Genomic DNA, 14,286 nt, shown 5'->3' on the forward strand with positions numbered 1-14,286 from the left:
GAGGGCCTGAGCCATGATGTGGCAACAACTCGGCGGTCAAACGCTTGAACTTGGGTGGGATTTCTACGCCTCCGTCATTCTCTTCGTCGCTCTTGTCGCGCTCGCCGTTCCGGTCTGGGCCGCGATCGGCGCAGCATCGATCACAATGCTGATCATGTCCGGCGCATTGCCGCTGAGCCTTGTCGGCGAAAAGCTGTTCTCGGGCATCGATGCCTTCGCACTGACAGCTGTGCCGCTGTTTATCCTGACCGGAGACGTGCTTGTCCGAACCGGGCTCAGTCGAAAGTTTCTGGACGTCGCCGAAGCCCTGACCTGCTGGGCCAAGGGTGGCTTCGGTTCGGCCACCGTCCTGGTCTGCGGCATGTTCGCGGCGATCTCCGGGTCGGACGCAGCAGGTGCGGCAGCGGTAGGGCGCATGACTATCGACCGGCTGGTCGAGAGCGGTTATCCCCGCCCCTACGCCTGTGCTTTGGTCGCAGCAGGAGCCTGCACCGGCATCCTCATCCCGCCCTCTATCGCCTATATCATCATCGGCCTCGTGCTGGGCATAGCGGTCTCGACCTTGTTCCTTGCTGCGCTGATCCCCGGCCTTTTGATCCTGACGGCCATCCTGATCACCAACGTCGTGATGAACCGGCTGAACCTTTGGGAAGGTGGCGGCATGATGACCGCAGCTGAATGGCGCGCGAACCTGTGGAAGACGGTCAAGTCCGGCTGGTACGCTTTCCTTGTCCCCGGCATCATTTTCTACGGCATCTTCTCGGGGAAACTGACCCCGACCGAGGCAGGTGCCGTGGCGGTCGTCGTGACCATCGTCATCGGGTTTATCCTGGGCACACTGAAATTGTCCGACTTCCCGGCCATGCTGGTCAGTTCGGCCAAGGTCAACGGTGTGATCCTTCCGATCATCGCCTTCTCGATCCCTCTGGCCGAAGCTCTGGCGATCATTGGAGTGCCGCAAGGATTTGTCGGAGCTTTGACCTCAGTCAGCAGTAACGAATTCGTACTGATCGCCATGATGGTCCTTATCCTGATCATTGCGGGCTGCGTTATGGAAACGACGCCCAACATCGTGATCCTGGCACCGATCCTCTACCCGTTGGCGCAAGAGATTGAGATGAACCAGATTCAGTTCTGCATCATGATGATCACCGCGCTGGGGGTCGGGTTTATTACTCCACCCTTGGGGCTGAACTTGTTCGTGGTGTCGGGGATTACGGGCGAGTCGATCCTCAAGATCGCCTACCGCGCCATCCCGTTTGTTTTCTTCATGCTGATCGTGACGTTGATGATCGCCTATATCCCGGCGTTCTCTACCTCGCTGTTGCCTGATGTCTATCGATAAGCCGCCGAAAGACGCGGTAGGAAAAGGACTCGATACATGACCCGTGAATACCTGAAGAAAGCCACGCTGACCGCGCGCAGCGGAGCGTCGGATGTCAGTGAAATTGTGCAGGGAATCCTGACTGATATTGAAGCAGGCGGTGATGCCAAGGCGCTAGAGTACGCTGCCAAATTCGACAAATACGAAGGTAACGTCATTCTAAGCGATGCCGAAATCCAGGCCGCGATGGATGCCGTGCCAGAAAAGCTGAAGCGCGACATCGAGTTCAGTCACAGCAACGTCAAACGCTTTGCCGAGGCGCAAAAGGAATCCATGACCGACATCGCGGTCGAGGTTGTGCCGGGCCTGACCGCTGGCCAGAAGATGATCCCGGTGGATGCAGCCGGTTGCTACGTCCCAGGCGGGCGCTACAGCCATATCGCCAGCGCGATCATGACGGTCACCACGGCAAAAGTAGCGGGATGTAAGCACATTGTCGCGTGCTCACCGCCGCGCCCCGATGTCGGTATCGCGCCTGCGATCGTCTACGCCGCGCATATCTGTGGCGCCGACAAGATCATGGCCATGGGCGGCGTGCAGGGGGTTGCGGCGATGACCTTCGGGTTGTTCGGGCTTCCCAAGGCTAACATCCTTGTGGGGCCCGGCAATCAGTTTGTGGCCGAAGCAAAGCGTATCCTGTTCGGGCGTGTCGGCATCGACATGATCGCGGGCCCGACGGACAGTCTGGTCCTTGCGGATGTCACTGCTGATCCGATGGTTGTTGCAACTGACCTCGTTGGGCAGGCCGAGCACGGATACAACTCACCGGTTTGGCTGGTGACAGACAATCGCGACCTCGCCGAAGAGGTTATGCGCTTGGTGCCAGTGCTGATCGAGGACCTGCCCGAAGTGAACCGCGAAAACGCTACGGCTGCGTGGCGCGATTATGCCGAGGTCATCCTGTGCGCGGATCGCGAAGAAATGGCGGCGACATCGGATCAATACGCTCCAGAACACCTGACAGTCATGGCCGATGATCTTGATTGGTGGCTGGATCGGCTGACGTGCTATGGGTCGCTTTTCTTGGGCGAAGAGACCACGGTTGCCTTTGGCGACAAAGCCTCGGGCACCAATCACGTGCTGCCCACGAGCCGGGCGGCCACTTACACCGGTGGCCTCAGCGTCCATAAATACATGAAGATCGTGACCTGGCAGCGCTCGACCGCTGATGCGATGAAGCCGATTGCGCAGGCGACGGCCCGTATCTCACGCCTTGAAGGTATGGAGGGGCACGCGCGTACCGCGGATATTCGACTGGCCAAGTTCTTCCCCGATGAAAACTTTGACCTGACAGCCGAAGACTGACCCAACCCGTGACCTATCATCCTGATCTCACTGGACATACCGCTCTTGTGACCGGGGCCAGCTCCGGCCTTGGTCGCAGAGCGGCAGAGGTACTGTCGCATGCTGGCGCTAAGGTCGTGGGCGTGGCGCGACGTGCAGAAGCGTTGGCCGAGCTGGATCAGGTTCATGCGCTGCCATGGGATCTTTCGGATCGCGATCGGTTGGCAGAGCTGGCCGTTGCCGCGTCGCAGCCGTTTGGGGCACCGGATATTCTGGTGCATGCCGCCGGGATCAACACGCGCGAGGCTGCGGATGATGTATCGCCTGAGGGGTGGGACATCACACTGGGATTGAACCTTGCCGTTCCCTTCTTTCTGTCGCAGCACCTAGTGCCCGATATGAAGGCCAAAGGCTGGGGACGGATCGTAAATTTCGCATCGCTCCAGTCCAGCCGGGCTTTTCCAGGTGGGCTTAGCTATGGGGCGTCTAAGGGCGGCGTGGCACAGCTGACCCGAGCAATGGCCGAGGCCTGGTCATCGAGCGGAATATGCGTAAACGCGATTGGCCCTGGGTTCTTTCGAACCGAGCTGACGGCTGCGGTGTTCAATGATCCTGAACGCGCGAACCGTAATGCTGCGCAGACCTGTATCGGTCGCAACGGTGAGCCCAAAGACCTCGACGGCCCGTTGCTGTTCTTTTGCTCTGATGCCTGTGCCTTCGTGACCGGGCAAGTTTTGATGGTCGATGGAGGGTTTACAGCGAAATGAAAGCTTTGGTTTACACTGATGTCGAAACACTGGAATACCGCTATTTCGCGGACCCGGAGCCCGGCCCCGATGAGGTTCTCGTCCGCATCGATAGCGTCGGTATTTGCGGGTCCGACATGCACGCCTATCTGGGCCATGATGATCGCCGCCCGGCACCGCTGATCCTGGGCCATGAGGGGGCCGGTGTGACTGCTGATGGTCGCCGCGTAACCATCAATCCGCTGGTAAACGACCCCAACAGCGCGGCCAGCCGGTCCGGACGTGAGAACCTTTGCCCCTCGCGACAGATCATCTCAATGCCGCCGCGCGAAGGCGCTTTTGCGGAATACGTCGCTATCCCAGAGCGCAATTTGATTGAAGTGCCCTCGCGTATCACGCTGGAGCAGGCCGCACTCGCCGAACCGATTGCAGTCAGCTGGCATGCGGTGCGGCTGGGGCTTGCGGCCCTGCACCCGGCAGACGAACGGCGTGCCCATGTGATTGGCGGCGGGGCAATCGGGCTAGCGGCAGCTCTCGCGCTCACTGCGATGGGGGTCGAGCAGGTGACCTTATCCGAACCCAACGCAGCCCGTGCGACCTATCTTCGCGACACCTGTGGAATCGCCGTTGTGGACACACCGGAACAGGACATTCCATTGGTGATCGACGCAGTGGGGTTTGCGTCTACCCGTGCGGTTGCCTCGGCGCTCGTCAGCCCGGGCGGGGTGATTTTGCACATCGGCCTAGGCAGTTCCGAAGGTGGATTGGATATCCGACGCATCACGCTGCAGGAAATCACGCTAATCGGCACCTACACCTATACCGCACAGGACTTCCGCGACACATGCAATGCCATGTTCAAGGGCCGCCTCGGGACGCTTGACTGGGTTGAAACCCGCGACCTGTCCGACGGGGCCGCGGCCTTTACAGACATTCGCGCTGGCAAGACGCTTGCGCCGAAAACCATCCTTAAACCATAGCAAAAACCGGAGACCTTCATGTCAAATCCAGCCCCAAATGAAATACCGCACCTTTTGGTGCATGAAGAGGAAGACAATGTCGGTGTCGTGGTCGTCGAAGGCCTGACTGCAGGCACCGACATGCTGTGCTGTATTACACATGACAACTCGACCTTTCGCCTGACCGCAGGTGCGGATGTTCCGATTGGCCACAAGATTGCGCTCACGGACCTCAAGAACGGCGATACGGCGATCAAGTATGGTGAGGATATCGGCAAGATCATCGCTGACATCCCACGCGGCGGGCATGTCCACACGCAAAACTGCAAGACCAAGCGCTGGTAAGGGGTTAATACCATGAGCAAATATTCAAACATGACTGTCATGGGCTACCGGCGCGAAAACGGCCGGGTTGGTGTGCGCAACCACGTGCTGATCCTGCCCGTCGATGACATTTCCAACGCCGCCTGCGAGGCAGTCGCCAACAACGTCAAGGGCACGCTGGCAATCCCACACGCTTATGGCCGCCTTCAGTTCGGCGAGGACCTCGAGCTGCATTTCCGCACTATGATCGGCACAGGGGCCAACCCGAATGTCCACTCGGTGGTGGTGATCGGCATCGAGCCGGGTTGGACCAAACGCATTGCCGACGGCATCCGCGAGACCGGCAAGGACGTGGCAGAGTTCTCAATCGAACAGAACGGTGACTTCGAGACCATCCGGCGCGCTTCATGGGCCGCCAAGGATTTTGTTCACAAGGCCACCGAGGTCCAGCGCGAGGAATGCTCGATCAACGAGCTTTGGATTTCGACCAAATGCGGTGAAAGCGACACGACAACGGGTCTGGGGTCCTGCCCAACCGTTGGCAACATGTATGACAAGTTGCTGCCCGAAGGGATCACCGGGTTCTTTGGTGAAACCTCGGAAATCACCGGGGCGGAACATATCTGCCAGAAACGCGCCATCAATGAAGAAGTGGGCGAACGCTGGTACAAGATGTGGAAAGCCTATCAGGACGATGTAATCTTTGCCCATCAGACCGATGACCTCAGCGACAGTCAGCCAACCAAGGGCAACATCGAAGGTGGCCTGACCACCATTGAGGAAAAGGCGCTTGGCAACCTCGAAAAGATCGGCCGGACTTCGCAGTATATCGACATTCTGGAACCTGCCGAGCAACCTAACTCGGGCAAAGGCCTCTACTTCATGGACAGTTCATCAGCTGCGGCGGAATGTGTGACGCTGATGGCGGCGGGCGGTGCTGTGATCCATACCTTCCCGACAGGTCAGGGCAACGTGGTGGGCAACCCGATCGTTCCGGTCATCAAGATCACCGCGAACCCGCGTACAGTGCGCACCATGGGCGAGCATGTGGATGTTGATGTTTCAGGCATCTTGCGGCGCGAACAAACCATCGATCAGGCTGGTGATGCTCTGATCGATATGATCCGCAGGACAGCAAACGGCCGTAACACCGCGGCAGAGGCGCTGGGACATCGGGAATTCTCGATGACAAAACTGTATCGCAGCGCATAGTAACCTCAAGGCGGCCATTGCATATGCGGTGGCCGTCTTTCTCTTGAACCGAGGTCCAGAATGGGCGCGGCTCGAGGTGTTTGGCCACTAAGGCAGGGCGGGGTCCTGGGCAACAGATCAGAACCTTTAATTCTGAAAGTACTTATCAAGTTATGATGCACCAAGCCCTGCTCGTTGACATCGCCGAAACTCACTGGGAGTGCTTTACATGTATAAATCCATATTGATCCCCGTTGCCATTGATCATGAAGAGTTGGTTGCCGAGAAAATCACCACTGCCCGCAAGCTTTTGGCAGCTGACGGAAAGATCACACTACTTACAGTTCTGGAACAGATCCCGGGTTTTACGGCGGAATTCGTGACAGTGAAATCCGAGAACCATCTGACCAACAAAATCATGGGAACCCTAAAGTCGATCGCCGGAGAAGCGACCGATATAAACTGCCAGGTAGAAACGGGAAAGCCAGGGCTGCGCATTACCGAGTTCGCACGTGAAATCGGCGCTGATTTGATTGTTGTCGGAGCGCATCACCCATCGGCAATGGACTATTTTCTCGGATCAACGGCAGCGCGTGTTTCTCGTCGGGCATCGTGTTCCGTCTTGATTCAGCGACCGCAATCTTGAAAATTCTCTAAGCGTCGACCCGAACGCTACGGCTGCGTTGCGAGAAGCAGGTGGCCACGGCACCACTCCATGGGTTCGCACCCCTGTTGGATGTTTTCAACTGTGTGCGATCGACGCCAGCGAGAATTGCCCAAGTGCACTATGGGAGCCGACGATTGCCTTCGAGATATGCGGACATTTACCCCTCGGAACCTTTACTAAACAGCGATGCGATCGAGCGGCCTTCGGCTGCAGGGTTGATGTCCGTTCGGTATTTCCGGGCTGAGCCGGATCAGATGCCCGAGGATGTTTTCAAAGAGCATCACGTGCTTCTCAATCTCCAGACCATTCCGCACAGAGTTCAGAACTGGAGGGATGGTGAGTTGCGGGATTTCATGTTTCACAAGGATGAAATCATCGTCACTCCGGCTGGTATGCGATCGGGTTGGCGGTGGTACGCGACGTCTGATGTCATCGTTATCACGCTGGACCCGGCTAAGGTTGAACGCTTTGCTCAGTCCGAGCTGGGCATGCTGCTTGACCCGCAGCAATTTCGGGATTTGCCGCAGTTCTCGGACCCTGATCTGTGCACGGCTGGCGTTATACTGCGCGACGCATTGGAATCGACCGACATGTCTTCGGTCGTGATGTTCGAAGCCATGAGCCGCGTATTCCTAGTGAAACTGCTCCAGAAATATGGAAAACGCCGGATCGAAGATGTTCAGTTGTCATCCCGCTTCACATCCCGGCATTACCAGCGCGTTTTGACCTTTGTACAGAACCGGCTGGATCAGACCATAACCGTTGAGCAACTCGCGACCGAGGCGGGAATGAGCCCTTCGCACTTCGCACGCATGTTCAAAGAGACGTTGGGCACGACCCCGATGCAATATGTCATGGCCTACCGAATTGAACAGGCGATGAAGATGATGCAGGACCAGCAGCGTCCTCTGGGTGATATCGCTTTGGAATGTGGCTTTTCCGATCAGGCTCATTTCACGCGCAGCTTTAAACAGGTGGTGGGACAAACCCCCAAGGCTTATCGCGCGGCCAACATGGCTTGATGCAGGATCATTCAAAAACACTGCAGTCCGGTGCAATCAAGTGAACCTCCGGCAACGTATCTCTTTCGTCATCGGGCTTGCGCCCATCCAGACAGACTTTGGGAGATATCGCGATGAAAACCCTCGCTCTGAATACCGCTGCGGCTTTAATGGCCTCGACAGCTGCCGTCGCACAGGTCGAAACCCGCATTGTCACCTTTGAGAATGAAGGTGCCACCCTATCCGGCACACTGTACCTACCCGAAGAACGCGGCGATGCACCTTTGCCAACGGTCGTGGTCACAGGGGCCTGGACCTCGGTACAAGAACAGATGCCGGCGAACTATGCCCGGGAAATGGCCGAACGCGGATTTGCCGCCTTCACCTTCGATTTCCGGGGCTGGGGCAAATCCGGCGATCTGCCGAGCCAAGCGCGCTTTGTCGAAAGCCCCGAAGCCAAGACCTCGGACATCAAGGCAGCGATCGAATTCATAGCGACCCTGCCAGAAGTGGACGCCGAGCACATCAATGGGCTGGGTATCTGCGCCTCAGCGGGTTATATGGTCGATGCCGTCTCGGGCAACCCGCTGGTTCAGCGACTTGGTTTGGTTGCTCCCTGGCTGCAGAACGCCGAAATTGTTGAGGCCGTCTACGGCGGCGCAGAAGGTGTTGCCGGCTTGCTTCAAGTCTCTCGGACTGCCGAAGCCGCCGGGGGCCAGATCATTCCTGCCGCGGGTCCAGAAGGTGCCGAAGGCGTGCTGATGCCGATCGGTGGCTACTACTATGAGGCTGACCGTGGGGCGATCCCGGAATATGATGACAAATGGAACAATGCAGGCTGGGAAGGCTGGCTGACCTACCATCCCGCCGACAACCCGCAGCGGCTGGATAAACCGCTGACCATTGTTCACTCTGAAAGCGCAGCGATCCCGCAGGGCGTGCAGACCTTCCTTGCCGGATTTGCCGGTGACGCGACTGCGCAGTGGCTCGAGGATGTCACGCAGTTCGATTTTTACGACAACCCCGAGGACGTGACACGGGCGGCCGACGCCGTTGCCGACCACTTCCGCGCCGGATTGGATAATTGATCCTGCTAATCAGGCGTCGGGCCTCGCTATCCGACGCCTCATTCCCTTGGAGACCCCGATGACCCGAAAACTTCAACTAGCACTCGCGGTCGCGACCGTTATGGGAGGCAATGCAATGGCCGATACCCCCGAAGACAATATGAAAGTGGTTCAGAACTTCTTTGCGGCTTACGGCTCGAACGACCTTGATGGAATCGCCGCAGTCATGGACGAGGACGTACAATGGCACATTCCCGGCCGCCATCCGCTGAGCGGCACCAAAAACGGTCGGGATGAAGTTTTGGCCTTCTTCGCCCAATTGGGCGCAGCTGGGTTTCAGGCTGACCCGATCTACTTTGGCGCGGATGAAACCCATGTTGTAGATATTCACCGAGGCTGGTCCAACGCCGAAGGTAAGCCGAATGTCGATACCATCTGGGCGCTGGTCTACCGGATCGAGAACGGAAAGATCGTCGAGGCCACCAATCTCAGTGCCGATCAGGATGCGGCAAATGCGTTTTTTTGGTCGCAATACACCTTAGCGCCCGTGCCTGAACGCTTGGCTAATGAATGAAGCAGGCGCAGCAATGTACGTTGCATTTTCCAACTCTGACAAAGGACCCGGATATGAAACGATCCCTCATCGCCATGCTCGCCGCCATAACAATGATTGGAGGCCCTGCATTGGCCGATCAAACTGACATCACCCGCACCCTAACGGATATCGCTGCAGGCGCAGACCGGCATGATTGGACCCGTGTAAGGGATGCCTTCGCCGATCACGTCACCATTGACTACACCAGCCTTTGGGGTGGAGACCCGGCAACCCAACCCGCTGACGAACTTGTTGCGGGCTGGGCCGCCTTCTTGCCCGGGTTCGACAGCACGCATCACATGGTGACCAACCACGCAATCACCTCAGTTTCAGAAACCGCCGCGACGGCGCAGGCTGATTTCACCGCTACCCACCGGCTTGACGATGGCCTATGGGTATTGGGCGGCCGTTATGACTATGTGCTGGAAAAAACAGGTGACCGCTGGGTTGTAACAGCGATGACAATGACCGCTCTTTGGGAAACCGGCGATCGTGGTCTCGTCGCCCTCGCCGGTGAACACGGGGCCGGGGCCAACTGACATCAGTTAACGCCGCATCGTTGCGCGCCGGTTGCCTTGCCAGAGCGATGTTGGCAATCTCACTATTAGGCTTTGCTTTCGGTTAACTGACGAAAATTCAAAGGAAACCTCATGACCGAACAACGTATCGCACTTGTGACCGGAGCCAATCGAGGCATCGGCAAAGAAGTCGCCCTACAACTGGCCCGCGATCATGGATTATTTGTTTTGGTAGCATCGCGCGACCCGCAAAAGGGACAAGCCACGGCCGAACAGATTGGGCATGGAGCTAAGGCCTTGCAACTGGACGTGTCCGATCAGAGCTCGGTCAACGCTGCCTTTGATAAGATCAACTCCGAATACGGATATCTCAACATACTGATAAACAATGCAGGCGTTGACTACGACACGGATCAGCACGCGCTCAGCGCCGACCTTGTGCGCGTGCGCCGTACTTTCGAGACCAACTTCTTCGGAGCCTGGGCAACAACCATTTCGGCCGTTCCTTTGCTTCAAAATGGTCATGATGCCCGGATTGTAAACGTGTCTTCCGGCTCAGGAGCGCTGACAGGCATGTCTTCCAGCACTCCCGGATATGGCATCTCGAAAACAGCGCTCAATGCACTGACCATCAAGACTGCGGCTGATTTGAAACCCGAAGGCATCCTTGTCAACGCAGTGTGCCCCGGCTGGGTCGCCACTGACATGGGCGGGGGTGGTCGCCCGGTTCCCGAAGGGGCTAGGGGCGTCGTGTGGGCTGCAACACTGCCCGTGAACGGTCCAACAGGTGGTTTCTTTCGGGATGGGGTGCAAATTGATTGGTAGGATTTATCCCGGTGCCATGAAATCGATCAGTTTCCTGACACGCTCGGGCAACAGGCGACGGCTGGGATAAACCACATACATGTCTCGAGTCAGCGGGACAGTATTCTCAACTTCCAGTCGTCGCAGATCGCCCTCCACCATATCCTTCGGCAACATCGCTATCCCCAGATTACGACGAGCGGCCTGTGCTATGACATCAAGGTCGCCAATATTATGGGCTATGTGGGCTGGATTCACCGTCTCTCCCGTTTCCAGTACCCAAGGTTGACCCGCCATCAGCGCAGGAAGAGTCTGGAACTTCGGTCGCGTTAAAGGACGCGAAAGCCCGTGCTCTCGAATGAAGCCCTGCCCTGCGCAAAAACAATATGGAACTGACCATAACCGCTTGGCAACAAGACCGGAGTCCGCAAGCGGACCGACCCGAAAGGCGAGGTCGATATTGTCCGCGAAAAAATCCAGCATGATGTTAGTCGTCGTCAGTTCAAGCTGGACCTGACGATTTTGTTCGGCGTAATCCACCAGCTTTGGCCCTATCGTTGTACGAGCTGCCAAGGGTGGGGCCGTAATGCGAATCGTGTGGTGCCGCGTGTCATCGGTAAAACCCGCAACACGCTGAAGCGCTTCAATCGGATCCTGACAACGATCCAGAAGACGGCGCCCCTCTTCGGTCAGGCGCACCTGCCTTGTCGTGCGCTCGAATAGCTTAGCGCCCAGATGATCCTCTAACTTGGCAATCCTGCGACTAATCCTGCTAAGCGGAATATCCAGACGATCTGCAGCTTTGGAAAAGCTGAGGTGGTGGGCGACAACAGTAAACAGGCCAAGGTCGTTGTAGATCATAATTCTATTTATGAGATAATACCTTCTAAACTCAACTATTATCACGAAATGGCGTCATCGCTATCTTCTGCGAAACAAAAGGAGATGCATTATGCCATACGCGATAGAAATCACCCAAACTGGCGGGCCCGAAGTTCTGCGAAGTGTTGGCCAAGCTGTCGCACAGCCCGGTGCCAGAGAAATCCTGATCCGTAATCATGCCGGGGCGGTGAATTTTATCGATACGATTATTCGCCGTGGCGAAATGCCAGAGGGCATGATGCCAGACCTGCCCCATGTACCCGGCGTTGAAGGTGCCGGAATCGTCGAAGCGACGGGCAAAGATGCCGTTGGTTTCGCCGTGGGTGATCGCGTCGCATGGATGGGGCCGATTGGTGCGGGCGGCTATGGTACGCATTCCGTAATAAGTGCACCTTATGTAACCAAAATTGCCGATACCATCGCCTTTGAAACCGCAGCAGCAATCCCTGTCAACGCAATGACGGCCTATCACATGCTGGTCAATCTGGGCGGTGCGGCGGCCGGAAGATCCGCACTGGTGCATGCGGCTGCAGGCGGAGTGGGCACGATGGCACTCCACATCGCCAAGCATCTGGGCATGACTGTGATCGCGTCGGTCAGCACTGAAAAGGTCGGATACGCCCAGGCGCAAGGAGCAGATTTTGTCATCGACTATCGTACTCAGGACGTGGCCACGCTGGTGTCAGAGATCACAAGTGGGCGCGGTGTTGATCTGACGTTGAATCCGGTTTCCGGTGACTCCTTGAAATCAGACCTTGATGCGCTGGCTCCCCTTGGAACGGCTGTGCTCTTCGGATTCCTTGCCGGGCCGCCAGCTGGCGATTTTGCCGAGGATCTGGCGAAACACTTCCAGAAATCTGTCTCAGTGCGGGTCAGCGATATTTACACGTATTTTTCCAACCGACCAACTGCATTCGGCGCGGACATGACCAAGGTATTCAAGCTGTTGGAAACTGGCATTCTGCGTCCTCAGATCACCACATACCCAATCGCCAAGGCCACTGAAGCGCATCGCCGCCTAGAGGCGGGCGAAACCACCGGCAAGTTGGTGCTCAGCATCGATTGACTCATTTAACAAACACGACAAGCAAGGAACCAAAGCAATGAACTCGGTTTTCGAAACGGCCCTCATCGGCAAACACGTTGTTATCATTGGCGGCAGCAGCGGCATGGGTAAGGCCACCGCAAAGCTGGCGGTGGCGCTTGGTGCGAAAGTTACCATCGCCAGCCGGAGTCCCGCCAAGCTGGAAGCAGCAGCGGCAGACATCGGAGGCGAAGTTCAGATCGCACCGGTCGATACCACCAACGAAACTGGCATGAAGTCCTGGGCCAGCGGCCTTGAAAAAGTAGATCATCTGGTCATCTCTGCCTCAAGCGCAGCGCGTGGGGCCTTCGCCGAATTGCCAACCACTGACCTGCGCGCGATGTTCGAGGCTAAATTTATCGGGCCCTATGTGGCGGCGCGTGAAGTCTTGCCTGTCTTGACTGAAGGCGGCTCCATCACCTTCTTTTCTGGCGTCCTCAGCCGCCGACCCTCTGCCGGTGCAACGGGTCTTGGGGCCGTGAACGCGGCGGTCGAAGCCCTGTCCAAGGGGTTGGCATTGGAGCTATCAAACCGTGCGCGTGTGAACTGCATCAGCCCTGGAATGGTTGCGACCGAGGCTTACGCGGCAATGTCGAATGAGGCTCGCGAGGCCATGTTCGCTCAGGTTGGTAACAGCCTGCCCGTCGGACGCATTGGTGAGGCAGAGGACATCGCCCAAGCTGTGATAATGGCAATGACAAATGGCTATCTCACAGGCGCTGTGCTGGATGTGGATGGAGGTCACCTGGTGCGTGGCTGAATGGCCAATGCGGATTGGCCTGATCCAATCAGGGCTCTTCCGCGTGATATAGGCCTAGCTGATGGCGACGCTTGTGAAAGGTCGCCACTCTTTCGACAATCTCGTCGCTGGCCACTGCAATGACGAAGGACAAAAGCGTTTCGAGCAATGCGATAGTACTTACTGATGACGGGAAGAATTGCGGCGTATCCGCCGAGATGACGAACCCGTGTTGTGCATTGCGCAGAACAGGGCTGGCTGGGCTGTCAGAAAGACCGACCACCGTCATGCCCTGCTCTCGGGCAACTTGCACCGCCTCGACCACTTCATTCCGATAAGGTTTGCAGGTCATCGCAATTAGCACATCGCGTTTGTCCGCCCATGCCAGATCGTCAATCGGATTTGATCCGGCGCGCGGGATAGCATGAAACTGCACCATGCCCGTCGAGGCCAGATAAACAAAGTTTCGCGCATTCGAATTGTTCACACCAACGCCCAGCACGAACACGTTACGCGAATTCCAGATATCTTCAGCGGCGGCTTTCAGCTGTTCGGACGAGATATTGGCAAACGTCTCCTCGACATTGCGCAGGGCGTCCTGAACCATATCCGCATAAAGCCCGCCCATATTGCCGGACTTACGAATATCCTGCAGCCAACGCGCGCGCTCCGGGAAATCGGCCTGCCCGCGCCGGATCGCCTCGCGGAAGGGAACCCGGAAATCTTCGTAGCCTTCGAACCCCACCTGCCGCGCCATTCGGACAATGGTATTGGGTTTCACATTGGCGGCTTCAGCAATTTCGCGTACAGTCGATACGCCCACGTCGCGCGGGTTCTCAAGCACATAGGTCGCAGCCTTGCGTGCCTCGGGTGTCAACTGAGACAGTTCTTCCGCCAGCCGTTCCAAAACTAAATTTGATACATCTGTCCCATTCATGATTGACGATGGTATTTTTGTTTGCATACGGTGTCGAGACCAAATCGACTCAGGGGGCCGGACCGATGTATTTCAGCTCACTCCCGCGTTTGATTGAGGTCACC

The 14,286-nt window shown here is 57.2% G+C and carries 16 protein-coding genes; 14 read left to right on the forward strand and 2 right to left on the reverse strand.

Going from position 1 to position 14,286, the window contains the following annotated elements; translation table 11 throughout:
* The first annotated feature begins 13 nt into the window (after positions 1-13).
* The 12 genes from ACR0MJ_RS19020 (at position 14) to ACR0MJ_RS19075 (ending at position 10,561) form a co-directional block, all read left to right on the forward strand.
* Complete coding sequence (locus tag ACR0MJ_RS19020; protein WP_170402124.1) at positions 14-1,345, forward strand: TRAP transporter large permease; 1,332 nt, start codon at positions 14-16, stop codon at positions 1,343-1,345.
* Between the two features lie 36 nt (positions 1,346-1,381).
* Entirely contained in the window at positions 1,382-2,689 is a 1,308-nt protein-coding gene (hisD, locus tag ACR0MJ_RS19025) for a histidinol dehydrogenase (protein ID WP_170512815.1), read from the forward strand.
* An 8-nt stretch (positions 2,690-2,697) separates the two neighbouring features.
* A complete protein-coding gene (locus ACR0MJ_RS19030; RefSeq protein WP_170392541.1) occupies positions 2,698-3,435 on the forward strand; it encodes an SDR family oxidoreductase in 738 nt (245 codons plus the stop codon).
* Positions 3,432-4,394, forward strand: coding sequence for an alcohol dehydrogenase catalytic domain-containing protein (locus ACR0MJ_RS19035; protein WP_480762192.1), 963 nt, complete (start codon positions 3,432-3,434; stop codon positions 4,392-4,394). Before ACR0MJ_RS19030 ends, ACR0MJ_RS19035 begins: the two co-directional genes overlap by 4 nt.
* Positions 4,395-4,412: 18 nt before the next feature.
* Positions 4,413-4,718: a UxaA family hydrolase gene (locus tag ACR0MJ_RS19040; RefSeq protein ID WP_170392543.1), complete on the forward strand. Its 306-nt coding sequence runs from the start codon at positions 4,413-4,415 to the stop codon at positions 4,716-4,718.
* Between the two features lie 12 nt (positions 4,719-4,730).
* Entirely contained in the window at positions 4,731-5,909 is a 1,179-nt protein-coding gene (locus tag ACR0MJ_RS19045) for a UxaA family hydrolase (RefSeq protein ID WP_170392544.1), read from the forward strand.
* A gap of 208 nt (positions 5,910-6,117) precedes the next feature.
* Complete coding sequence (locus tag ACR0MJ_RS19050) at positions 6,118-6,534, forward strand: universal stress protein (protein WP_170402133.1); 417 nt, start codon at positions 6,118-6,120, stop codon at positions 6,532-6,534.
* A 155-nt stretch (positions 6,535-6,689) separates the two neighbouring features.
* Positions 6,690-7,577, forward strand: a complete 888-nt coding sequence (locus tag ACR0MJ_RS19055; protein ID WP_170564335.1) for a helix-turn-helix transcriptional regulator — start codon at positions 6,690-6,692, stop codon at positions 7,575-7,577.
* 113 nt (positions 7,578-7,690) lie between these two features.
* Positions 7,691-8,644: an alpha/beta hydrolase gene (locus ACR0MJ_RS19060; protein ID WP_480762193.1), complete on the forward strand. Its 954-nt coding sequence runs from the start codon at positions 7,691-7,693 to the stop codon at positions 8,642-8,644.
* A gap of 58 nt (positions 8,645-8,702) precedes the next feature.
* On the forward strand, positions 8,703-9,197 hold the full coding sequence (locus tag ACR0MJ_RS19065; RefSeq protein ID WP_223116901.1) for a nuclear transport factor 2 family protein: 495 nt from the start codon (positions 8,703-8,705) through the stop codon (positions 9,195-9,197).
* Between the two features lie 53 nt (positions 9,198-9,250).
* Entirely contained in the window at positions 9,251-9,757 is a 507-nt protein-coding gene (locus ACR0MJ_RS19070) for a nuclear transport factor 2 family protein (protein ID WP_480762194.1), read from the forward strand.
* 111 nt (positions 9,758-9,868) lie between these two features.
* Positions 9,869-10,561, forward strand: coding sequence for an SDR family NAD(P)-dependent oxidoreductase (locus tag ACR0MJ_RS19075; protein WP_170625139.1), 693 nt, complete (start codon positions 9,869-9,871; stop codon positions 10,559-10,561).
* A 3-nt stretch (positions 10,562-10,564) separates the two neighbouring features.
* On the opposite strand, the gene ACR0MJ_RS19080 is transcribed toward ACR0MJ_RS19075, so the two are convergent.
* On the reverse strand, positions 10,565-11,401 hold the full coding sequence (locus tag ACR0MJ_RS19080) for a LysR family transcriptional regulator (protein ID WP_480762195.1): 837 nt from the start codon (positions 11,399-11,401) through the stop codon (positions 10,565-10,567).
* Between the two features lie 91 nt (positions 11,402-11,492).
* On the opposite strand from ACR0MJ_RS19080, the gene ACR0MJ_RS19085 reads away from it, so the two are divergent.
* On the forward strand, positions 11,493-12,488 hold the full coding sequence (locus ACR0MJ_RS19085) for a quinone oxidoreductase family protein (protein ID WP_480762196.1): 996 nt from the start codon (positions 11,493-11,495) through the stop codon (positions 12,486-12,488).
* Positions 12,489-12,525: 37 nt separating this feature from the next.
* Positions 12,526-13,266: an SDR family oxidoreductase gene (locus tag ACR0MJ_RS19090; RefSeq protein WP_480762197.1), complete on the forward strand. Its 741-nt coding sequence runs from the start codon at positions 12,526-12,528 to the stop codon at positions 13,264-13,266.
* A gap of 28 nt (positions 13,267-13,294) precedes the next feature.
* Here the strand turns inward: ACR0MJ_RS19090 and ACR0MJ_RS19095 are convergent, their stop codons facing one another.
* On the reverse strand, positions 13,295-14,182 hold the full coding sequence (locus tag ACR0MJ_RS19095; protein WP_170392553.1) for a MurR/RpiR family transcriptional regulator: 888 nt from the start codon (positions 14,180-14,182) through the stop codon (positions 13,295-13,297).
* Positions 14,183-14,286: the final 104 nt, after the last annotated feature.

The organism is Ruegeria sp. C6, assembly GCF_056537625.1.

Excerpts from the sequence above, each read along its gene's own strand:
- ACR0MJ_RS19020 (WP_170402124.1), top strand. The coding sequence starts at position 14 with ATGATGTGGCAACAACTCGGCGGTCAAACGCTTGAACTTGGGTGGGAT.
- hisD (WP_170512815.1), top strand. The coding sequence starts at position 1,382 with ATGACCCGTGAATACCTGAAGAAAGCCACGCTGACCGCGCGCAGCGGA.
- ACR0MJ_RS19035 (WP_480762192.1), top strand. The coding sequence starts at position 3,432 with ATGAAAGCTTTGGTTTACACTGATGTCGAAACACTGGAATACCGCTAT.
- ACR0MJ_RS19040 (WP_170392543.1), top strand. The coding sequence starts at position 4,413 with ATGTCAAATCCAGCCCCAAATGAAATACCGCACCTTTTGGTGCATGAA.
- ACR0MJ_RS19045 (WP_170392544.1), top strand. The coding sequence starts at position 4,731 with ATGAGCAAATATTCAAACATGACTGTCATGGGCTACCGGCGCGAAAAC.
- ACR0MJ_RS19050 (WP_170402133.1), top strand. The coding sequence starts at position 6,118 with ATGTATAAATCCATATTGATCCCCGTTGCCATTGATCATGAAGAGTTG.
- ACR0MJ_RS19060 (WP_480762193.1), top strand. The coding sequence starts at position 7,691 with ATGAAAACCCTCGCTCTGAATACCGCTGCGGCTTTAATGGCCTCGACA.
- ACR0MJ_RS19065 (WP_223116901.1), top strand. The coding sequence starts at position 8,703 with ATGACCCGAAAACTTCAACTAGCACTCGCGGTCGCGACCGTTATGGGA.
- ACR0MJ_RS19070 (WP_480762194.1), top strand. The coding sequence starts at position 9,251 with ATGAAACGATCCCTCATCGCCATGCTCGCCGCCATAACAATGATTGGA.
- ACR0MJ_RS19075 (WP_170625139.1), top strand. The coding sequence starts at position 9,869 with ATGACCGAACAACGTATCGCACTTGTGACCGGAGCCAATCGAGGCATC.
- ACR0MJ_RS19080 (WP_480762195.1), bottom strand. The coding sequence starts at position 11,401 with ATGATCTACAACGACCTTGGCCTGTTTACTGTTGTCGCCCACCACCTC.
- ACR0MJ_RS19085 (WP_480762196.1), top strand. The coding sequence starts at position 11,493 with ATGCCATACGCGATAGAAATCACCCAAACTGGCGGGCCCGAAGTTCTG.
- ACR0MJ_RS19090 (WP_480762197.1), top strand. The coding sequence starts at position 12,526 with ATGAACTCGGTTTTCGAAACGGCCCTCATCGGCAAACACGTTGTTATC.
- ACR0MJ_RS19095 (WP_170392553.1), bottom strand. The coding sequence starts at position 14,182 with ATGAATGGGACAGATGTATCAAATTTAGTTTTGGAACGGCTGGCGGAA.